The sequence below is a fragment of the Flavobacterium sp. 38 genome (assembly GCF_057799715.1).
Genome location: NZ_JBYNWZ010000002.1, coordinates 294,440 through 315,910, shown reverse-complemented (window position 1 = coordinate 315,910; position 21,471 = coordinate 294,440). Strand labels below are relative to the sequence as shown.

The window sequence follows — 21,471 nt, the reverse complement described above, 5'->3', positions numbered from 1 at the left end:
CAAAAAAAAGAAAAATGAAAAATAAAAATCCTGAAACTGAACAAGAATCTTTGTACAAAGACTTGGATCAAATGAGCGTGAAAGAACTTCTTACCAACATTAATACAGAAGACAAAAAAGTTCCGCATATTATTGAAGAACAGATTCCTAAAATAGAAAAACTAGTTAAAGCCATTGTGAAAAAAATGCAGTTGGGCGGAAGATTATTTTATATCGGAGCAGGAACTTCTGGAAGAATTGGAATTTTGGATGCATCAGAATGTCCGCCTACTTTTGGCGTTTCGCATGATATGATTATCGGAATTATTGCAGGTGGAGACACTGCGATTAGAAAAGCAGTTGAAAATGCCGAAGACGATACCGAACAAGCTTGGAAAGATTTAGCCAAATTTGAAATTTCGAGCTTGGATATGATCATCGGAATCGCGGCTTCTGGAAACACGCCTTACGTTTTAGGTGCTCTTAAAAAAGCAAAAGAACACAATATCAAAACAGGAAGTATTTCTTGCATCAGCAACGGACTTATTGCGCAAGAAGCAGATTATCCTATCGAATTGATTGTAGGACCTGAATTCTTAACTGGAAGTACAAGAATGAAAGCAGGAACAGCTCAAAAATTGACCTTGAATATGATTTCTACTTCGGTAATGATCAAACTTGGAAAAGTAAAAGGCAATAAAATGGTTGATATGCAATTATCTAATGAAAAATTAGTAAAACGCGCTATCAAAATGATTATGGAAGAATTGGAAATTGAGCATGATCTAGCTGAAGAATTGCTGCATAAACACAAAAGCGTGAGAGCTGTTTTAATGGCGCATAGCAAAAATCAGGAAAACTAAAAACCACATTATCAAAATCTTTTATAGATTTATACAAATTCAAAAGCTGAATAAATTCATTTTTTGGAGTTTTTAACACCGACCTGACAGAGTAAAATCCGTCAGGTCAATTTAAAAAATCTTGATCTGAATTATTTTAAAAAACCAAAAAACTACCAAATTATAAAATGACACCAAGTACCATTCTTCTATTAATTATAATTTATTTCGGAACCTTATTTTATATCTCGCACAGAGTCAGCAAGAAAGACAGCGGAAACGAAGCTTTCTTTACAGCCAATAAAAATTCAAAATGGTATTTAGTTGCTTTCGGAATGATTGGAACAGCGCTCTCTGGTGTGACTTTCATTTCGGTTCCTGGAGAAGTTGGCGCTGCCAGCGGAGAGCAATTCAAATATTTTCAGTTTGTTTTGGGTAATGCTTTAGGATTTATTGTTATTACAAAATTATTGCTGCCTTTGTATTATAGAATGAATCTGACTTCAATTTATGGATATATAGAACAGAGAATGGGCGTTTTTAGCTATAAAACAGCCGCTTCTATTTTCTTAATCAGCCGAACTATCAGTTCGGCGTTTAGACTTTATTTGGTTGTCATTGTTTTACAGCGTTTTGTGTTCGATTTTTATAATATTCCGTTTGCTTTTACAGTTTTGATTTCTTTACTATTAATTTTCTCTTATACCTACAGAGGCGGATTGAAAACGATTATTATTACCGATACTTTACAGACTTTCTTTTTGGTGACTTCTGTTTTCTTAACGATTTACTTCATCTGTGACCGAATGGATTTGGGTGCCATTACCGCTTTTGAAGAAGTAAAAAACAGCAATTATTCTAAGATATTTTTCTTCGATGATTTCATGGGAAGCAAGTTTCATTTCGTTAAACAAATTTTAGGCGGAATGTTCGTAACTATAGCTATGACGGGATTGGATCAGGATTTAATGCAAAAAAATCTGAGCTGTAAAAACATTGGCGAAGCACAAAAAAACATGTTTACTTTTACAGGAATTTTTGTCATCATCAATATTTTCTTTTTGAGCGTTGGAGCGTTATTATATATCTACGCCAATAAAAATGGAATCGCTGTTCCGACAGATTTAGTGACAGGAAAACCAAGAACCGATTTGCTTTTCCCAGAAATTGCTTTAAATCACTTGGCCCTTGTTCCTGCAATTGTTTTTTTATTGGGAATTATTGCGGCGACTTTTGCTACGACAGATTCAGCTTTAACAGCTTTAACCACTTCTTTCTGCGTTGACTTTTTAGGAATGGATAAAGCAGAAAACAGCCATAAGAAAAACACCGTAAAAATTAGACATTTAGTACACATCAGTTTCTCTATTTTGGTGTTTTTTATCATTTTGATTTTTAATGCAATAAACGACAGTTCTGTTGTCGGAATGATCTTCAAAGTGGCTTCCTACACTTATGGTCCGTTATTAGGTTTATACGCTTTTGGTTTGTTCCAAAAATCAAGAAATGTAAATGACAAATTAGTGCCAATAATCTGTTTATTGTCTCCATTTTTCACGTATTTAATTAATGAAAATTCGAAACTTTTATTTGCAGGATATGTTTTTGATAATGAATTAATCGTCCTAAACGGATTAATAACGTATCTAGGATTATATCTGACAAGCTCTAAAACGAGCGAAAAAATAAGCTTCTAATACAGTGGAATCAATTTGGATTTCCTATTTAAATTCAAATTGATTTTTAAAAATAATTATATGAAAAATTCATTCCTAAAAATCAGTTTATACGCCACTTTTATATTTTTAATAACCAATTGTGCTTCTAAAAAAAATACCGTAACCGATGCCAAAAAGGATCTTCCTGTAAAAGACACCGTTGTTTACGTTCAAAAAAATAGTGCCGAGAAAAAAACTTTCTTTAAAGATTCTGATCAGGAAACCGCTTGGGTAGACAGCATTTACAATAAAATGACAGTGCAGGAAAAAATTGGCCAGCTGTTTATGGTTTCTGCTTATTCGAATAAAGATTCTGTTCACGTTAATCAAATTAGCAAACTGATTGAAGATTATAAAATAGGAAACGTTATTTTCTTTCAAGGCGGGCCCGTTCGCCAAGCAAAATTGACCAATTTATATCAGTCTAAAGCAAAAGTGCCTTTAATGATCGGAATCGATGCCGAATGGGGATTAGCCATGCGTTTAGACTCCACTTATCGTTATCCTTGGAACATGACTTTGGGCGCGATTCAAGATTTGAGTTTAATTGAAAAAGTGGGAAGAAATATGGCTGCCGAAAACAAACGAATCGGCGTTCATTTCAACTTTGCTCCTGTTTTGGATATTAATACGAATCCTAAAAATCCGATTATCGGAAACCGTTCTTTTGGCGAAGACAAAGTAAATGTAACCGAAAAAACTTTAGCCTTAATGAAAGGAATTCAAGGAAATGGCGTTTTCTGTACAGGGAAACATTTTCCAGGCCATGGCGACACTTCAACCGATTCGCATCATGCCTTGCCAACAGTTAATTTCACTAAAGAAAGAATGGATTTAGTCGAATTATATCCGTATAAAAAATTATTCGACGAAGGTCTGGCTTCTGTAATGGTTGCGCACCTTAATATTCCGAGTTTAGAATCACAGCCAAATTGTCCTTCTTCGGCTTCTTATAATGTGGTGACGAATCTGCTACAAAAAGAATTAGGTTTCAACGGACTGATTTTTACAGACGGTTTAGCGATGAAAGGCGCTGCCAATTTTAAAGGCCCTGGCGATTTAGAAATTGCCGTTCTTTTGGCTGGAAATGATATTTTACTTTGTCCAGAAAATGTACCTGTAGCTTTCCAAAAACTGGAAGTGGCTTACAACGAAAAAGTAATTACTGAAGAAAGATTAGCACATTCGGTTAAAAAAATATTGCATTTCAAATACAAAGCAGGCTTAAATAAATACAAACCGATTGATTTAAATAATTTGGTTGAAGATTTAAATCCGACGCAAAATGATGCGCTGCATTATAAATTATATGAAAATGCCATTACAGTTTTAAAAAATGAAAAAGAGATTCTTCCGATAAAAGATTTAAGCGAAAAAATTGCGTACATCAAATTGGGCGAAGATACCAACAGCACTTTTGTTTCGACTTTAAAAAAATATACTACCATTACAGAAGTCAAAGACACCAATCTGGACAGTCTGAATAAGGAACTGAGAAAATTTGACAAGGTTATCATTAGCTATCATAAAGTAAATAAAGCTTGGGAAAAACAAGAATTTACCTTAACAGAAATGCTTTGGCTAAAAGAAATTGCAAAACACAACGACGTAATTTTAGACATTTTTGCAAAACCATATTCACTCTTGTCAATCAAAGATTTTGATGATATTGAAGGATTGGTTGTTTCGTATCAAAACTCAGATATTAGCCAAGTGGTTTCAGCAGAATTACTTTTTGGAGCCATCGCAGCCAAAGGAAAACTGCCTGTTTCTATAAATGATGCCTTTCATGTAAACGATGGCTTAACTACCGAAAAACTAAACAGACTTGCTTTTACAGCTCCAGAAAATGCGGGAATGAATCCTGCCATTTTATCTAAAATAGATGCTGTAGCGCAAAAAGCAATTGACGGAAAAATGGCGCCAGGAATGCAGGTTTTGGTAGCGAGAAAAGGAAACGTAATTTTTCAGAAATCGTACGGAGCACAAACCTACGATAATGGAAAAAAAGTAACTGATTCTGATTTGTACGATGTGGCTTCGATTTCAAAAATGATTTCGACACTACCAAATGTGATGCAATTGTATGATAAAGAAAAAGTTACACTAGACACCAAACTAAAAGATATGGTGCCATTTTTTGCCAAGACCAATAAAGAAAACATCACTTTCAAAGATTTATTAAACCATTATGCTGGACTTCAAGCTTGGATTCCGTTTTACAAAGCGACATTGGACAGCAACAATCAGCCTTCTGAAAAATATTATAGAAAAATAGCAGGTCCAGGTTTTACGACCAAAGTAGCCGAGAATCTTTATATAAGAAATGACTATCACGACACGATTATGAAAATCATTGCAGCTAGTCCGATTTCTCCAAAAAAAGAATACAAATACAGCGATTTTACTTTTATCATTTTAAAAGAATATTTAGAAAGAAAAACGCATAGAAAGCTCGAAGATTTGAGCAAAGAAAATTTCTACAGCACATTAGGAATGACCAACACGCTTTACAATCCGCTGGACCGATTTGACAAAAGCAGTATTGCTCCAACTGAAATTGACAATTATTTCAGACATCAGGTTATTCAAGGTTATGTGCACGACATGGCAGCCGCGATGGAAGGCGGAGTTGCAGGTCACGCAGGAATTTTTTCGAACAGTATGGATGTTGCCAAAATGATGCAGCTGTTTTTACAGAAAGGAAATTATGGCGGCGTTCAATATTTTTCTCCGCAAACTTTTGATGCTTTCAATACCTGCTATTACAAAAATGAAGGTGTTTTAAGAGGTTTAGGATTTGATAAAAGAGTTCACAAAGGCGGTCCAACCTGCGACTGCGTTTCTGAAGCAAGTTTCGGACACACAGGTTTTACAGGAAACATGGCTTGGGCAGATCCAGAAACCGAAATTGTTTATGTTTTTCTATCCAACAGAACGTATCCTGAAGTTGTAAACGACGAAAACAAATTAGCCAAAGGAAAAATAAGAGAAGAAATTCAGCAGATAATTCAAGATGCAATAATGAAATAAATTCCAAACACCAAATCTGAAATTCCAAATCCCAAATTCCAAATCTAAAATCTGAAATCTGAAATCTAAAATATTTAACCATGACAAAAGAACGTTTAACCTCACTCGATGTCTTTAGAGGATTTACCATTTTCTTGATGACCATCGTCAATAATCCGGGAAGCTGGTCCTCTATTTATCCGCCTTTAGAACATGCTGAATGGCATGGCTGTACGCCTACTGACTTAGTTTTCCCGTTTTTTGTTTTTATAATGGGAACAGCGATTCCGTTTGCAATGCCAGTAAAACATTGTGACGGAAGCGTTTTCAATAAAATCTTAGTCCGCTCGCTTCGAATTTTCTGCTTAGGATTGTTTTTAAGCGTTTTCAGCAGAATTCATCTTTTTGGTTTAGAAGGAATTCCATTGTTAGGATTAAGATTGGTTATTGCTTTTGCTGTGGCGTATGCGCTCTTAGGAAACTTCACTATGAAAGTCAAAACTATTCTTGCAGTGAGCGTTTTTATAATACTAATTGCACTTTCATTTAGCGGATTAGAACATTTTGAAGACACTAGAATTCCTGGCGTTTTACAGCGAATTGCCATTGTGTATTTCTTTACCTCCATTTTGTATTTAAAGACCAATTTAAAAACACAGCTTTTAGTTCTAGCGACACTTTTAATCGGATATTGGCTTTTAATGGCTTTTGTTCCCGTTCCAGGATTTGGCCCTGCCAACTTCGATAAAGGAACCAATCTAGCAGCTTGGGTAGATGATACTTTTTTAAACGGTCATTTATGGGCATCGTCTAAAACTTGGGATCCAGAAGGAATCTTGAGCACGCTGCCAGCAATTGGAACTGGAATTTTAGGAATGTATATCGGACAGCTTTTAAACTTATCGGTTACCAAAATAGAAATCGTAAAAAAGACGGCCATCACAGGTGTTGCGTTAGTAATTGGAGGTTTAATTTGGAACATCTTCTTCCCGATCAACAAATCGCTTTGGACAAGTTCTTATGTTTTATACACCGCTGGAATTGCAATTATTTCATTGACACTTTTATATTTTATCATTGATGTGAAAGGTTATAATAAATGGACGAAATTATTCTTGATTTGGGGTGTAAACCCGATGATCGTGTTTTTCTTTTCTGGAATAATTCCGAGAGTTTTAAGTTCGATAAAAGTGGCAGATCCAGAAAATGTTGGAGAAGAAATCGGTCTTCAAGCCTACATTTACGATCATGCAATTGTGCCTTGTTTTGAAAATCCGATGAATGCTTCGCTGGCTTATGCTTTGTCTTATGCGGTTTTCTGGTCGTTTATTTTATGGATTTTCTACAAAAAGAAACTGATATTTAAAGTGTAATCTAATATTCCGTAGGAATATCTCATCGGTAGAAAAATAATATGTAGTTTTTCCATTGTGTTCCGTAGGAACACCTGATTTTAGGAGCGCTATTTTATTAATCAAACGTTCCTAACGGAACGTATAACCACAATTCCAAATTGTTCTACCAATGAAACATTCCTACGGAATGAATTTCTGAGAAAAAAATAATTTCAGCCGGTCTACATAATTGTTTGTTAGTTATGTTTTCTGATGCTTGTATAAAGGAACTGCTTTTCTTTTCTAAAAATTTTAAGAAAAGCAGTATCTTGCCGTACTAATCAAAGCATCAGATTTTAAATTATGGATAGTCCGGTTGAAATTCCTTTTAAAAGCTTTATTCAGCTTAAACCAGAAGAAAGCACTGCAATATACCTGCAGTTGGTTTTTGAGTTCATCAAAGCCATACAAACAGGTTTTCTTCCTGAAGGCACCAAACTTCCCGGCACACGAATTTTATGCAAAGTCCTTTCCGTAAACCGAAATACTTTAATCAAAGCTTTTCAAGATTTAGAATCCCAAGGCTGGATTGAAACACTTCCGAATAAGGGAACTTTTATCCTTTCGCAGCAAAAACAGAAAAGCAAAGCAGAATTTACGATTTCGAAAGAGCAAAATATATCCAAAGACAATATCGGTTTTAGTTTTCAGCGTTCGACCATTCTAGAAAATCCGATAGAAATTAGCAATCTTCCCCACCAATTTAATGACGGAATGCCCGATTTAAGATTAGTGCAAACGGATGTTCTAGCTCGATTATACGTTTCGAAATTAAAAAGAAGAAAAACGTCTAAAACCTACGAGCAGATAGAAATACGTTCGCATTCGAATTTTAAAACGCACTTTTCCAATTATCTCAATCTTACCCGCGGCATTCGAATTTCGACTTCAAATCTGCTTACCGCAAGCAGTCACGAAATTGCTTTGTATCTGGTTACCAAAGTCCTTATTGCCCCAAATGACAAAGTTGTTGTTGCTTCTCCAGGCTATTATATGTCTAATATGACACTGACGAATACAGGAGCACAGATTATTTCTATTCCTGTAAATGACGACGGAATCGACACGAAACGTTTGAAAGAAATCTGCGAAACATCAAAAATTCGGGTTTTGTATTTAACTTCCAATTATCATTATCCAACGACAATTTCGCTTAGCGCGAAAAAACGAATCGAAGTTCTGGAATTAGCCAATCAATACGGATTTGTGATTCTGGAGGACGATTACGATTTTGATTTTCATTACGATAATAATCCCGTTCTGCCTTTGGCGGCTTTTGATTCGAATCAGAAAGTGGTTTATATTGGTTCTTTTGGAAGATCGCTGCCGTCTGGTTTCAGTTATGGTTTTGTTGCCGCTCCAGCGGAATTTATTAAAGAACTCGAAAAGCATCAAAACATTCTAGAACCAAGAATTGATGTGCTCAAAGAACAAGTTTTAACGGAATGGATTACGGAAGGAGAAGTGCACCGTCTTTCTAAAAAAAATAAAAAAATCTACAAAGAACGCCGTGATCATTTTGTTGCTGTTTTAAATGAAAAATTAAATGGTAAAATCAAATTTAAGGTTCCGCCTCGTGGATTGGCTATTTGGGTCGAATGGCTGGATCATTTTAATCTGATACAATTGCAGAAGGAATGTTCTAATCATGGTTTGTTTCTGCCGAAAACTATTTTGTATCAGACCAAAAATCTTACTGCGACCCGTTTGGGATTTGGACATTTGGAAATAGAAGAAATGGAAAAAGCGGTGGCTATTTTGGATGAATGTTTGGAGATTATTTTAGCGAAATGATGTTTATTTTTCTAAACACATAGAAACATAGTTTTTAGGAGCGCGTAAAAGGCGTTTCACTTGTTTAAATGCACATAGAATGTGGTTTTACTCTATGTGTACCCAAGGTTAAAACCTTGGGCTATGGTTGAATAAATTGTCTAGAAAATATTGTAAATAAAATAGGCGCTATGCTTATTTAAATACAAATAGGAAAACGAAGCAAAATCATCACATTTTTACAGCTTGAATCTAAAAACATAGCCCAAGGTTTCAACCTTGGGCTATGTTTGAATAGGATTATGTTAAAATCATTCTAAGCTATTTTTCAAACCCCAAAGAGTCATATTTTACTGATAATTATATAATTACACTTTTTAATCCTATAACAAAAAAAGCCTTTTTGAAAGTAACTTTGAAATAGAGTTTCATTCAAACAAAAACGGCTTATGATTTTATATCTAATTATACAATTAATTTTAGTTGCAATTGGGGCGACATCGGCAATGACTTGGTTTAGTTACGCAGTGTCGAAAAGCTTTAGAGAATTGTATAAAGAGCCTGTTTTATTGAGTTACGCTCTGCAAAAAACAAATATCAACCTTTCTAGAAAAGCACAAGATATTTGGGCATGGCTGATACATTACATTATTGGTTTTCTATTTGTTATGGGATATCACATAGTATGGGTAAAGGACATATTGCCAATTTCGCCACTAAGTGCACTTATTTTAGGTGCTGTCAGTGGTGTAATTGGAATACTCAGCTGGATAGTTATATTCAAAATGACCGATCATCAACCCCCCATTGATTTTAAAGGTTATTATATTCAGCTGTTCTTTGCCCATATTATTTTTGGTGTTGTCGCAACGGCGCTCTACGCTATTCCGCTAATCTTTTAATACTCGAAAAAGCTTATGTCACTGTCTAAATACAACGAGAAAAGAGATTTTAAACAAACGCGTGAACCGAAAGGAAAAATCGAAAAATCGGCAAGCGAATTAATTTTCGTGGTGCAGAAACATGCTGCCTCTCATCTTCATTATGATTTTAGACTGGAAATGGATGGGGTTCTAAAAAGCTGGGCCGTGCCAAAAGGTCCGTCAATGGATCCAGAAGTAAAACGTCTCGCCATGATGGTCGAAGATCACCCTTACAGTTACAAAGATTTTGAAGGTACAATTCCAGAGGGCAATTACGGCGCAGGAAATGTGATTGTCTGGGATAACGGAACGTATACTTCTGATGAAAAAACAGCTTCTGACGAAAAACAATTATTAAGTGATTTAGCAAAAGGCCGTTTGAGTTTTATTCTAAAAGGCAAAAAACTAAAAGGCGAATTTTCATTAGTCAAACTGCATGGAAAACAGGAAAACGCCTGGCTTTTAATTAAGAAAGATGATAAATATGCTTCTGATACTGATATTTTAGAAAAAAACAAATCGGTTATTTCTAAAAGAAGTTTGGAACAATTGGAGAAAAATGCTGAAAAACTGGTTTCAAAAACCAAAGAAAAAACTACGCCGAAAACAGCTCAAAAGAAAGCAGTAAAAAAAAAGTCTGATCCAGAAACTGAAAAAGCAACATTCCTAAAACCGATGCTTGCCAGCGTACGCGAAGAACCTTTTGATGATGATGAATGGATTTTTGAAAATAAATACGATGGCTACAGAACCATTGCTGTTATTAACGAACAAGAAGTAGATTTATTCAGCAGAAATGAAATTTCTTTTAATACTAATTTCAAACCTATTGCCGAAGAGCTTAAAAAAATAGATCATAATGTGGTGCTTGATGGCGAAATTGTGGTTGAAAATGAGGCTGGAAAAGCAGAATTTCAACTGCTTCAAAACTACATGAAAACGGGAATTGGGAATCTGAAATATTATGTTTTTGATTTATTGAATTTAGATGGAAATCTCATTACCGAATTATCTCTTTTGGAGCGAAAAGAACTGCTTAAAATTCTCTTTAATAAATATTCCTTTTCGAATGTTTTTTATTCGGAGCATACAGTCGGCGACGGAATTAAACAATTTGAAAAAGCGGCTAAAAATAAAACGGAAGGCATAATTGCCAAAAGAGCCGACAGTAACTACACCGTGAATCGAAGAAGCACCAATTGGCTGAAAATAAAAACTGCCAACGAAGAAGAAGCCATTATCATTGGCCTTACCGAACCTAAAAATTCGAGAAAATATTTTGGCGCGATTCTTCTTGGACAATATGATGGCAAAAAACTGCAATACATTGGCAAATGTGGCACCGGCTTTACAGAAAGCACACTGAAAGATTTACACGCCAAATTGAAACCTCTTTTTATTGATGCATCTCCGCTTGACGCGAAAATTCCGATACGAGACAAAATTCAATGGGTAAAACCAAAAGTCGTCTGTCAGGTTAAATTTTCAGAATGGACACAGGATCAGCATTTGCGACATCCCGTTTATCTCGGAATACGAGTAGACAAAAAAGCAGAAGAAGTGCTTCTGTCTTTTAAAAATGAAACTACAGCAAAACTAAACCAAGAAGAAATGACAGTTACAAAAGAAAATAAAGCCCCGATTAAAACAGAAAATGATTTCGATTTGAAAGTCGGAAAAACGGTTTTACATCTTACCAATCAGAATAAAGTTTATTTTCCGAAAGATAAAATCACAAAAGGCGAAATTGTTCAATATTATGACGAAGTTGCAGAACTTATTCTTCCATATTTGAAAGACCGTCCGGAATCGATGAACCGTTTTCCCAACGGAATTGACGGACCTAGTTTTTATCAAAAAGATGTTGATGTCGATAAAATTCCGAAATGGCTTAAAACCAAAAAGATTTTCTCTGAATCAAACAATGCCGATATCGATTATCTGATTTGCAACAATAAAGAAACATTGCTTTATATGGCTAATTTAGGCTGTATCGAAATGAATCCGTGGAACTCTACCATCAAACATATTCAGAATCCAGACTGGCTCGTAATTGATTTAGATCCCGCAAAAGACGATTTTAAACAAGTTGTTCAAACCGCGTTGGTCGTAAAAGAAGTTTTAGACGAATTGGAAACCGAATGTTTGTGCAAAACTTCGGGCGCTTCGGGACTTCATATTTACATTCCGCTTGGTGCCCAGTACGATTACGATTCTATAAAAATCTTAGGCGAATTGATCGCAAAAGAAGTGCAATCGAGACTTCCAGATATTACGTCTGTGGATAGAAGCATCAAAAAAAGAAACAACAAATTGTACATTGACTTTTTGCAAAACAGACGCGGACAAACTTTGGCGGCGCCTTATTCTGTTCGTCCAAAACCTGGCGCAACAGTTTCTACTCCTTTAGAGTGGAGCGAAGTCAATGAAAAACTCCATCCGTCGCAATTTACCATTAAAAATGTTTTGCAGCGATTTGAGAAAAAAGGCGATTTATGGAAACCTGTTTTATCCAAAGGCGCCAATATTAAAAAGATTATTCATAAACTGGAAGCAAGCCAGAACAGCTAAGACGATTTTTTCTTTTTGGTCTCTAAACTTGCTTTTAGCATAGACATTAAATCGTCGCTTTGTTTGTGCACGACTTTTAGTTTTGGAGCTGCTTTTTGCGGTTTTCCTTTGGCTTTCTTTTTAATAATATCTAAAAGCTTAGCGGTATATTCGTCTTTATAACCAGAAATATCAAATTTCTCCGTCAGTTGGTCGATTAGTTTTTCGGCCATATCCATTTCTTTTGTTGCCTTTTTAGACATTGGCGGAAGCTTTAATTCATCTGTACTTCGAATTTCCTGTTCAAATCGAATTCGATTTAAAACAATAACATTTTTGTACGGTTTTAAAATCGCCAGACTTTCCTTATTTCGCAGCACAAATTTCGTAACGCCAACTTTTCCAGAAGCTTCAAGCGCATCGCGGAGCAATCCGTAGGCATTCATTGCACCTTTGTCTGGTTCGAGATAATACGGCTGTTCGTAGTAAATACTTTGGATTTCTTTTTCGAAAGCAAAACTTTCAATATCAATCGTTTTGGTTTTAATGGCATCGGCAGCTTCAAAATCAGAATCTTCTAAAATGACATATTTATCATCTAACTTGTAGCCTTTTACTATATTTCCAAAATCAACCTCTTTGCCCGTGTCTTCATTAACACGTTTAAACTTGATATTGGCATGATCTTTCGCGTCAAGCATATCCATATCCAAACTGCTTTCCTGCACTGCCGAAAACATTTTTATCGGAATATTAATTAATCCAAAACTTACCGAACCTGTCCAAATTGATCTCATAGCTTTTGTTTTTAAATTGAACTCTAATTTAGTTCATCTAAAAAACGTAAGTCTTACAAAATCAAAGATTTGTTTTATAAAGTTATGAGGAAAAAGAGTTATGAATTATGAGTTGTGAGTTATGAGTTGTGAGTTATGAATTATGACCCTACAAAAACTTGAAACTTCAAACTTCAAACTTCAAACTTCCGAATCTTAGAGCCTCTGTCCCTTTGTTTCTTTGTTTCTTTGTTTCTTTGTCCCTAAAAAATCAATAATAAATACTCAAAATTATTTTTGATTTGGAGCTGTCGATAATCTTTTCTAATTTTTTGAAAAAAGCTTCGCTAACCATTGGACAGCCTTGACTATTGTAGATATAATAATCCTGTTCTTCATTTGGCACCGCTGAATAAGGATGTAAAACAATTGCCCTTTTTTCGGCGTTGCTATTGGTATCATGCAAACCTTGCAATTTATAGGCTTTGCCAAACATTCCGCGATACGATTTTCCAATCGCATAACACCCTAAAGATGTACATTTAGAATTGGGTTCATTGCTAAATTTTAGATCTCCTCTTCCATTGGTTTCAGATCCAGAGCCATTGGCAACTAGACCTTCTTCAAGAATTTTATTGTTTTCAAGATCGTAAACAAAAAATCTGTTTTTGCCAGATTTAATCTTCATATCGATTAAAAAAGCAATTTTTGTATTGTAGGTATTATTTTTCGAAATTGTGTTTTTTACTTCTTGAAGCTGAACATAAAGACGTTCCATATCAGGACTTATTGGTTCTCCTGAGACTCTACTTTCATTCGGATTTCCAAAGAAAATAAAATAAGAGTAAGCAATCAGACTTAGAATTTTCATTGTAATTGTTCTTAGAAATTAACAGTACAAAATTACTTGCCGTTCTAAAAAACAAATACCTACAAAAGACTGAAAAACAACATAATACGATTTTATTTTATAAAAAAAACAGATGATAAAATCATCTGTCTTTTATGGTTTCAGGTTTCAAGTTAAACTCACAACTCACAACTCATAACTCACAACTCATAATTCATAACTCATAACTCATAACTCATAACTCAAATTACCATCCTCTTACCGCTCCACCTTTAAATTGTTCCTGAGCAACTTTTTCTACTTCTGGAGATTGAAAAGCTTGCAGAAACTGTTTTACTTTTTCTTCGTTTTTATTGTCTTCGCGGCTCACCACCAAATTCACATAAGGAGATTCTTTGTCTTCAATAAACAAAGCATCACGAGACGGAACCAATCCCGCCGCAGAAGCAAATGTATTGTTGATGATGGCGATAGAAACGTTTTCATCATCTAGAGCGCGAGGCAATTGAGGCGCTTCTAATTCTAAAATTTTTAAATTTTTAGGATTCCCAACAATATCAGTCACTTTTGGCAATAAACCAACTCCATCTTTCAATTTCAATAATCCATTTTTCTGTAAAAGCAATAAAGAACGTCCGCCGTTTGTTGGATCATTCGGAATAATAATCGCGCTTTCGTTTTTCAACTCAGAAAGACTTTTTATTTTTTTAGAATATCCCGCAATTGGATAAACAAATGTATTTCCGATAATTGCCAGTTTGTATCCTCTTTGTTTAGACTGTTCATCCAAGTACGGTTTGTGCTGAAATGCATTAGCATCAATATCGCCTTGACTTAATGCTTCGTTTGGAATTACATAATCGTTGAAAGAAACCAGTTCTACTTCCAATCCGAATTTTTCTTTGGCTACTTTTTTAGCCGCTTCAGCCACTTTTAATTCTGGTCCAGAAGCTACTCCCACTTTAATAAAATGAGGATCATTATTTTTTTTATCGCCTCCACAATTTGATAAAACAAGTGCTAAAGCTACAACTCCAGCCGTTTTTAAAAAATTTGTTTTCGTAATCATATTTTCAATTTTTAATTATTTATGTGTGTATTTTTACCGCAAAGTTCGCAAAGGTTTTTCGCAAAAGGTTAACAAGATTTCATTGTTGAACACAATTTAAGTTCGCAAAGCTTTGCGAACTTTGCCTTTCTGTAAAACCTATCATATTCTAAAAAAAACTTTGCGCACTTTGCGGTAAAATTTAATCTTTATTGTTACCTATGGTCAAATCGTTTTGATAATTTATCTCCTGCAAACTGAATTATAAATACTAAAATGACCAATAAAGCTAGAACAGAATTCATCGTCACGGCATCATAACCAATATATCCGTATTGATAACCAACTTGTCCTAATCCGCCAGCGCCAACTGCTCCACCCATAGCCGAATATCCGACAAGCGTGATTAAAGTAATCGAAGCCGCATTGATTAATGATGGCAATGCTTCTGGCAATAATACTTTGTATACAATCTGAAAAGGTGTTGCGCCTAATGCTCTTGCCGCTTCGATCAATCCTGACGGAAGACTTAGCAAGCTATTTTCTACCAAACGTGCAATAAACGGCGCTGCACCAATACTTAACGGAACCAAAGCGGCACTTACTCCAATTGAAGTTCCTACAATGGCACGTGTAAACGGAATCATCCAAACGATTAAAATAATGAATGGAATAGAACGAAAAACATTTACTATAACAGATAATGTTCTGTTTAAAACTGGCTGCTCCAAAATTTGGTTTTTACGGGTTAGGAAAAGTAAAATTCCTGTTGGAAGTCCCAATAAAAAACCGAAAAATCCCGATACAAAAGTCATAACAATGGTTTCCCATGTTCCTTTTAGCAATAAATCTATAATAGAATCAGACATAACCTAAAATTTCTGTTTTAATGTGTTTGGAATTAAAATATTGAATCGCCGCATCGTAATTTTCGCGTTTCCCTGATAATTCAATCAGCATGACACCAAAATTAACTTCGCCAGCCTGATCCATTTGTGCGCTTACAATTTTGAAATCGGTATCAAAAATTCTTGACACTTCTGAGATCACAGGCTCATTAACCGATTTTCCTGTCATTTCCAATTTCAATAACGGATTTAAAGTTCCGTTATCTTGCTTTTGCAATTTATCCTGATAAACTTCTGGAATATCAATATGAAGAGACGAAGCGATAAATTCTTTTGTCAGTTCGTGTTTTGGATCAGCAAAAATTTCGCCTACACTTCCCTGCTCTATCAGTTTTCCGTGACTGATTACTGCCACTTCATCACAAATTGATTTTACTACTTCCATTTGATGTGTAATCAATAGAACTGTAATATTCAGACGTTTGTTAATGTCTTTCAGTAAATTTAAAATCGATCTTGTTGTTGCAGGATCTAATGCGCTTGTCGCTTCATCAGACAAAAGCACTTTCGGATTATTGGCTAAAGTTCTCGCAATCGCAACTCTTTGTTTTTGTCCGCCCGAAAGACTTGCTGGATAATCGTTTGCTTTTTCGGCTAAACCAACCAATTGCAATAATTCTAAAACACGCGTTTTGATTTCGTTTTTTGGAGTTCCTGCCAATTCTAATGGAAAAGCCACATTATCAAAAACGGTTCTAGAAGAAAGCAGATTAAAGTGCTGAAAAATCATTCCGATTTGTCTTCTTTCAATCGCCAATTCTGCATTTGATAATTGCATTAGTGCTTTACCATCCACTATAATTTCACCAGAAGTTGGCCTTTCTAATAAATTGACACAGCGAATCAGCGTACTTTTTCCTGCTCCTGAAGTTCCAATTACACCAAAAATTTTCCCTTCAGGAACTGTCAGCGAGACATCAGACAAAGCCGAAACGATTTTGTCTTTCTGATGGAAAGTTTTGGTTACATTTTTTAATTCAATCATTTTTTGAGTTTTAAAAACAAAAAAGCCTTTCATAAATAAGTTGAAAGGCTTTTCGAAATAAATTTTATTATTTTATATATAAGCCAGATCAATAAATACCATAACAGCAACACAGCACATCATACTGTAGCGATAATAATTATTCATTTTCTGGTTCTGTTTCTTCATAGCGAGTGCAAATTTAAATAGTTATTTTCAATTTTAAGGCATAAATTGCTAAAACTTTTATTTCCCTATCAATGTAGTAGGTTATTTTAGAAAAATTCCAATTTTGAAATTCCAAATTCCAAATGGGAATGAAACTCCAAATAAAAAATTCCAAATTCCAATTGATCTTTGAAATTCCAAATGGAATTAAACTCCAAATAAAAAAATTCCAAATTCCAAATGGGGAATGAAAATTCTAATATTTAAATTCCAAATCCCAAATAATCAGAATGAAACTCTTAAATCATTTTCATTAGGACCTCGAAGAGGTCAAATATTTATAAAAGCTCAAAATAGTTGTATGTGCGACCCCGATGGGGTCGTATTACATTATCTTAATATCTTTCTATAAACATATAATCCCTTCGGGATTTCTCGCATCTTGAAAATATTCAAAATGAAAAAAGTCCAAATGGAATGAAACTCTAAATATAAAAATTCCAAATCCCAATTGACATTTGGAATTTGGAATTTAAAAATATTGGAATTTAATTTCTAATTATTTTGTTCTGCAATTACAGATTTATTCAGTTTGATTACTCTGATTTTTTTATTGGTATTATCCGATAAGAAAATACGGTCGTCTAGCTGAGCTGTCCCTACAATAGTTCCGAAAGCATTTTTTCCTAAAATATCAGAAACGCTTAAAGCTGCTTTGTAATTCATTTTAACGAAATCTGCTTTTGGAAATAGTTTTAAATAAGACGCGCTTCCCACATTTTCTGAAGTTACAGCCCAATCTTTACTAAAAGATACTGCAATTGGCTTAATATCTACAAATTGCACTTTTTGTGGCTCAATAGGGGTCGTTAACGAAGCCGCAGCATTGGCTTTAATTTGGGCAATATTGTAATATAAATAGCTTTTTGCATCTCTTCCTGCTACAACCAGATTTCCATCAGAAACATCCATAGAATATACTTCAGTGTATCCGTTTAAGGTATTCAGTTTGGCAATTGGTTGTAAATTCCAATCGCTTGTTTCGGTAATTTGAGAAGCTTCAAAAACCTTGATGCTTTTTTCTTTTTCTTTTACGAATATCAATCCGTCTTTTGCCACAACGCCAAAAACGTGTACAAAAGTCTGCCACCATTGTCCGTTTCCAACCGTGCTGATTCCGGCATTCGTAATTTCATCAAAAACAAATAATCTCGATTCTGTACTTCCAACATAAATACGGCCGTTATCAACGCTAACCGATGTTAAACTCGTCAGCGCAATAGTTGTGGTTCCTTTTTTATATTCTTTTATGGTTTTAATGTGTTGCAATGTTAGAGCATTAAAAATCTCCAAAACATTTCCGTTGATCACATACAGTTTTTCATTCGCAATAGCGATGCCTTTTGGGTCAAATGCTTCTGTACTTCCTGGAATATTTTCGTTCGTAATTACAGCTTCATCAGTCGGATAATAATAGGTGTAATCTTTAGAGGCAACATCGTCTTTACTGCAATTGGTAAACAGACAAAGTGCTAAAATTAGGGGCAGGATATGTTTCATGTGTGAGGTATATTTTAGTTCCATTTTCCTTCGCCTTTATATTTCAGCAAAAATGGGTTTTTAGGATCGATTTTAAATACTGGTTTTTTATAACTTCCTTTTACGTAAGCTGTTTTTGAATACGTTTTTAAAACCTCTGGATCTGTAAACGGAAGATCATTCAGATGAATTAGGTATTTATAAAAATGAGTCAACATTTCCTGCTGTCCTCCGCCCTCTCCGCTATTTGCAAGATTGCTACTATGGCTAAAACCAATATGATGCGAATATTCGTGAGACCAAACCGACATTTCTCCAACCCAATGTCCGGTTACATAACCCGATTCCCATTGCGATGCCAGATTTCCTCCACCCCAAGCAGAATCTCCTCCTACCATAGCCATCCAAACGGGTCTTTTATCCAAGTAATTCCAATATATTTTTTCGATTTCTTCTTTAGAATAATAATCGTAAACGCCATCAACATCGTCAGCATTTCCGTGCCAGTTTAAGGCCCCGTTTATTGCAGTTCCTGCTGTTGCTGCTTGCTCTTGTTTGTATTTGTCAAAATTGGTAAAAGTGCTGTAATACAAAGGATGGCTTAGTGCATACGAATAATTGATAATCATCGTAATCGCTTCTTTTGCCAATGCCGGATTCATTGGAAGAAATTTACCCAATTCATTAATGTGGTAACCGTCATGAAACTGAACTAAATGGTTCGATTTTATTTTTTTGAATTTCTGAAATAAAGGATCTTCCGATTCTACAGAAAATTCGATTGCTCCAGACGAAAATCCTTCTATTTTATCGATTGTAACGGTATTTCCAGTTTCTAACAAATAATCGTTTGTCTTGTCTGTCAAAGGAATTTTATGAAACGAACGATGAAATGCGGGAACTTTTGAAAAGCTAAAAAGCAAAAACTTCTTGTCGTAATTAGGCAGTTTGGCATAAACTTTTACATCTGTCAATCCGACTGGAGAATACAACGAAACTTGTACAGAATCTTTTCCTTTTTGAATAACCTGAAAGGGTTCGTTTACTCGAAACCAGCGGTCTGTTTTATCATACATTTTCGAAGAACTTTCGTCATCTTCAAACATGGTCATCGGTTTATTTTCTGCGGGTAAAGCTGAAGCGTCAATACTTGGAAGGTAATTTGGCTTGTAGTTTTCGCCATCATCACTGCAGCCAAAAATAATACTTGCTAATAGGGCAAGTACAAAAAAGTGAGTGTTTTTTCTCATCAGTAAGTAAGTAGGTTTGGGGTTAAATATTCATGCAAAACTATAAATATGCTTGGTATAAACAAGCTTCTTGCAAGAAAAATACGAATATAAAATATACTAACCGTAAGTTTATACCAATACCTACTATACTTAAAAGTTATATTTTAGAATTCTATTGGCTCAAGTCCAAAGTTTTGATTGCAGATAAATCAGAATTGAACTGGGCAAAACTCGCAGGAAATCCTAACTTGATTTTTCCTACTTTATCCTGCAGGCCAATTGCTGCAGCGACTCTTGTGGTTGCCATTTTTATGGCTTCATCTGCCGAAATGTTCAGATTATTAAAGGCATTTTGCACGGCTTCTGTCATCGAGATTGAAGCACCTGCCAAATTCCCATCTTCATTTCTATAGAAACCATCTACTAAATGAGCATCGAAATTATCCCATTTAAAGTTGGAAACTTTTCGACCTAAAAATGTCGCGTCACTAATTAAGAAAAACTTATCCTGTTTCAATTTATATGCAATTTTAGCGGCTGCGTAATCGCAATGAACTCCGTCTAAAATAACGGGTGCATATACTTCTTCATTTTCAAAAACGGCTCCAACCAAACCTGGCTCACGATGTCCGAATTGTGTCATGGCGTTGAATAAATGCGTTACTAGGTTTATTCCTTTAGAAAAATAAACTTGCGCTTCTTTATGTGTTATGGTCGAATGTCCGATAGAGATTGTTATACCGCTTTCGATCAGCATATTCAATTGTTCTTCTGTAAAACATTCTGGAGCAATGGTGATGACTTTTATAACGTCTTTTCCTTTGCTGATAATTTCTTGAAGTTCTTCATTCGTTGGTTTTCTCACTTGATCAATACTATGAGCGCCACGCCTTAACGGATTCAAAAATGGGCCTTCCAAATGCATTCCGATTACGCCATTTTTATGTTTTTTCATGTAATCGCGAACGGCTTCAATTCCTTGCAGAATGGTTTCTCGCGAAGAAGAAATTAAACAGGGTAAAACCTGTGTCGTACCGTATTTCATGCTGGCATCATAAATATCCTGAATGGTTTCTTCGTTTGGAGTCTGGCTGAAATAATACTTTTCTCCGCCGTTTATTTGAATATCTATGAATCCCGCTGCAAGGTGATTTCCGTTCAAATCGATTGTTTCAATATCGTTTGGAATTTCTTTTTGTACCGAAATAATAGTTCCGTTTTCTACAATTACAACTCCATTTTCTATTATTTCGTCACCTGTATGCACCACAGCATTGACAATTGCTTGTTTCATGTTTTGGATTAATTTCTTTTTTCCAAATTTAAAAAGAAGTTTGGATTATTCTCTAAATAAAAAAGCTTCAGAAAGAGATCTGAAGCTTTTTTGAATTTAAATTCTGAAAATTAATATAATGAAGCTATTACAAGAGATAAAGCTTCTTTTTTGCTGCCAATCATATGGACATTCTTTACGTTTCCCACGGTTGAAACCGTGAATTGCATATTTCATTGCGCAAATTTATTCTGACACAATGCGGAAATTTCATCCGTTTCCCACGGTTGAAACCGTGGGCTATGGTAGGTTTCACACTGCTGGGGTTCTTTTGCTTAATTAAAAATATATTTCTATAAATATTTCGTCCCGCTGGGACTTTTAAAATCATTTGTGCTCTGGAAGAGCAAAATATTTATAGATAAATTTTAAACCCGTGAATTCAAAAGCTCCAGAGGAGCGACATATTTATGCATAAATTATTGAAATACAATACGGATTTTCTTTACGCTCCCACGGTTG

Annotated in this window: 15 protein-coding genes; 7 read left to right on the top strand and 8 right to left on the bottom strand. The window is 35.0% G+C overall.

The window, feature by feature from the left end; all coding sequences use genetic code 11:
- Positions 1 to 14: 14 nt before the first annotated feature.
- The 7 genes from murQ to ligD all read left to right on the top strand — a co-directional run bounded on the left by murQ (position 15) and on the right by ligD (position 12,212).
- Positions 15 to 842 (top strand): N-acetylmuramic acid 6-phosphate etherase, encoded by an 828-nt coding sequence (gene murQ, locus AC3E9W_RS06575; RefSeq protein WP_306155946.1) that lies wholly within the window; start codon positions 15 to 17, stop codon positions 840 to 842.
- A 167-nt stretch (positions 843 to 1,009) separates the two neighbouring features.
- Positions 1,010 to 2,518 (top strand): sodium:solute symporter, encoded by a 1,509-nt coding sequence (locus AC3E9W_RS06570; protein WP_488767630.1) that lies wholly within the window; start codon positions 1,010 to 1,012, stop codon positions 2,516 to 2,518.
- A gap of 60 nt (positions 2,519 to 2,578) precedes the next feature.
- Positions 2,579 to 5,572, top strand: a complete 2,994-nt coding sequence (locus tag AC3E9W_RS06565) for a serine hydrolase domain-containing protein (protein ID WP_488767629.1) — start codon at positions 2,579 to 2,581, stop codon at positions 5,570 to 5,572.
- Positions 5,573 to 5,652: 80 nt separating this feature from the next.
- On the top strand, positions 5,653 to 6,924 hold the full coding sequence (locus AC3E9W_RS06560) for an acyltransferase family protein (protein ID WP_488767628.1): 1,272 nt from the start codon (positions 5,653 to 5,655) through the stop codon (positions 6,922 to 6,924).
- Positions 6,925 to 7,248: 324 nt separating this feature from the next.
- Positions 7,249 to 8,739: an aminotransferase-like domain-containing protein gene (locus AC3E9W_RS06555; RefSeq protein WP_488767627.1), complete on the top strand. Its 1,491-nt coding sequence runs from the start codon at positions 7,249 to 7,251 to the stop codon at positions 8,737 to 8,739.
- A 428-nt stretch (positions 8,740 to 9,167) separates the two neighbouring features.
- Complete coding sequence (locus AC3E9W_RS06550; protein WP_488767626.1) at positions 9,168 to 9,620, top strand: hypothetical protein; 453 nt, start codon at positions 9,168 to 9,170, stop codon at positions 9,618 to 9,620.
- Between the two features lie 15 nt (positions 9,621 to 9,635).
- On the top strand, positions 9,636 to 12,212 hold the full coding sequence (gene ligD / locus AC3E9W_RS06545) for a DNA ligase D (RefSeq protein ID WP_488767624.1): 2,577 nt from the start codon (positions 9,636 to 9,638) through the stop codon (positions 12,210 to 12,212).
- Here the strand turns inward: ligD and ku are convergent.
- The 8 genes from ku to nagA form a co-directional block, all read right to left on the bottom strand.
- Entirely contained in the window at positions 12,209 to 12,988 is a 780-nt protein-coding gene (gene ku, locus AC3E9W_RS06540; RefSeq protein WP_306155953.1) for a non-homologous end joining protein Ku, read from the bottom strand. The genes ligD and ku overlap by 4 nt on opposite strands.
- Positions 12,989 to 13,238: 250 nt before the next feature.
- The gene (locus tag AC3E9W_RS06535) at positions 13,239 to 13,838 is read right to left on the bottom strand and encodes a murein L,D-transpeptidase catalytic domain-containing protein (protein ID WP_488767622.1); all 600 of its coding nucleotides are present in this window, start codon (positions 13,836 to 13,838) and stop codon (positions 13,239 to 13,241) included.
- Positions 13,839 to 14,064: 226 nt separating this feature from the next.
- A complete protein-coding gene (metQ, locus tag AC3E9W_RS06530) occupies positions 14,065 to 14,886 on the bottom strand; it encodes a methionine ABC transporter substrate-binding lipoprotein MetQ (protein ID WP_488767621.1) in 822 nt (273 codons plus the stop codon).
- A gap of 194 nt (positions 14,887 to 15,080) precedes the next feature.
- On the bottom strand, positions 15,081 to 15,734 hold the full coding sequence (locus AC3E9W_RS06525; protein ID WP_306155956.1) for a methionine ABC transporter permease MetI: 654 nt from the start codon (positions 15,732 to 15,734) through the stop codon (positions 15,081 to 15,083).
- Positions 15,727 to 16,758 (bottom strand): methionine ABC transporter ATP-binding protein MetN, encoded by a 1,032-nt coding sequence (gene metN / locus AC3E9W_RS06520; RefSeq protein WP_488767618.1) that lies wholly within the window; start codon positions 16,756 to 16,758, stop codon positions 15,727 to 15,729. Before metN ends, AC3E9W_RS06525 begins: the two co-directional genes overlap by 8 nt.
- A gap of 702 nt (positions 16,759 to 17,460) precedes the next feature.
- Positions 17,461 to 18,489 (bottom strand): NHL repeat-containing protein, encoded by a 1,029-nt coding sequence (locus AC3E9W_RS06515; protein WP_488767617.1) that lies wholly within the window; start codon positions 18,487 to 18,489, stop codon positions 17,461 to 17,463.
- Positions 18,480 to 19,694, bottom strand: a complete 1,215-nt coding sequence (locus AC3E9W_RS06510; RefSeq protein ID WP_488767615.1) for a hypothetical protein — start codon at positions 19,692 to 19,694, stop codon at positions 18,480 to 18,482. The genes AC3E9W_RS06515 and AC3E9W_RS06510 overlap by 10 nt, the downstream gene beginning before the upstream one ends.
- Before the next feature lie 154 nt (positions 19,695 to 19,848).
- The gene (nagA, locus tag AC3E9W_RS06505) at positions 19,849 to 20,970 is read right to left on the bottom strand and encodes an N-acetylglucosamine-6-phosphate deacetylase (protein WP_488767614.1); all 1,122 of its coding nucleotides are present in this window, start codon (positions 20,968 to 20,970) and stop codon (positions 19,849 to 19,851) included.
- Positions 20,971 to 21,471: the final 501 nt, after the last annotated feature.

Excerpts from the sequence above, each read along its gene's own strand:
- murQ (WP_306155946.1), top strand. The coding sequence starts at position 15 with ATGAAAAATAAAAATCCTGAAACTGAACAAGAATCTTTGTACAAAGAC.
- AC3E9W_RS06570 (WP_488767630.1), top strand. The coding sequence starts at position 1,010 with ATGACACCAAGTACCATTCTTCTATTAATTATAATTTATTTCGGAACC.
- AC3E9W_RS06565 (WP_488767629.1), top strand. The coding sequence starts at position 2,579 with ATGAAAAATTCATTCCTAAAAATCAGTTTATACGCCACTTTTATATTT.
- AC3E9W_RS06560 (WP_488767628.1), top strand. The coding sequence starts at position 5,653 with ATGACAAAAGAACGTTTAACCTCACTCGATGTCTTTAGAGGATTTACC.
- AC3E9W_RS06555 (WP_488767627.1), top strand. The coding sequence starts at position 7,249 with ATGGATAGTCCGGTTGAAATTCCTTTTAAAAGCTTTATTCAGCTTAAA.
- AC3E9W_RS06550 (WP_488767626.1), top strand. The coding sequence starts at position 9,168 with ATGATTTTATATCTAATTATACAATTAATTTTAGTTGCAATTGGGGCG.
- ligD (WP_488767624.1), top strand. The coding sequence starts at position 9,636 with ATGTCACTGTCTAAATACAACGAGAAAAGAGATTTTAAACAAACGCGT.
- ku (WP_306155953.1), bottom strand. The coding sequence starts at position 12,988 with ATGAGATCAATTTGGACAGGTTCGGTAAGTTTTGGATTAATTAATATT.
- AC3E9W_RS06535 (WP_488767622.1), bottom strand. The coding sequence starts at position 13,838 with ATGAAAATTCTAAGTCTGATTGCTTACTCTTATTTTATTTTCTTTGGA.
- metQ (WP_488767621.1), bottom strand. The coding sequence starts at position 14,886 with ATGATTACGAAAACAAATTTTTTAAAAACGGCTGGAGTTGTAGCTTTA.
- AC3E9W_RS06525 (WP_306155956.1), bottom strand. The coding sequence starts at position 15,734 with ATGTCTGATTCTATTATAGATTTATTGCTAAAAGGAACATGGGAAACC.
- metN (WP_488767618.1), bottom strand. The coding sequence starts at position 16,758 with ATGATTGAATTAAAAAATGTAACCAAAACTTTCCATCAGAAAGACAAA.
- AC3E9W_RS06515 (WP_488767617.1), bottom strand. The coding sequence starts at position 18,489 with ATGGAACTAAAATATACCTCACACATGAAACATATCCTGCCCCTAATT.
- AC3E9W_RS06510 (WP_488767615.1), bottom strand. The coding sequence starts at position 19,694 with ATGAGAAAAAACACTCACTTTTTTGTACTTGCCCTATTAGCAAGTATT.
- nagA (WP_488767614.1), bottom strand. The coding sequence starts at position 20,970 with ATGAAACAAGCAATTGTCAATGCTGTGGTGCATACAGGTGACGAAATA.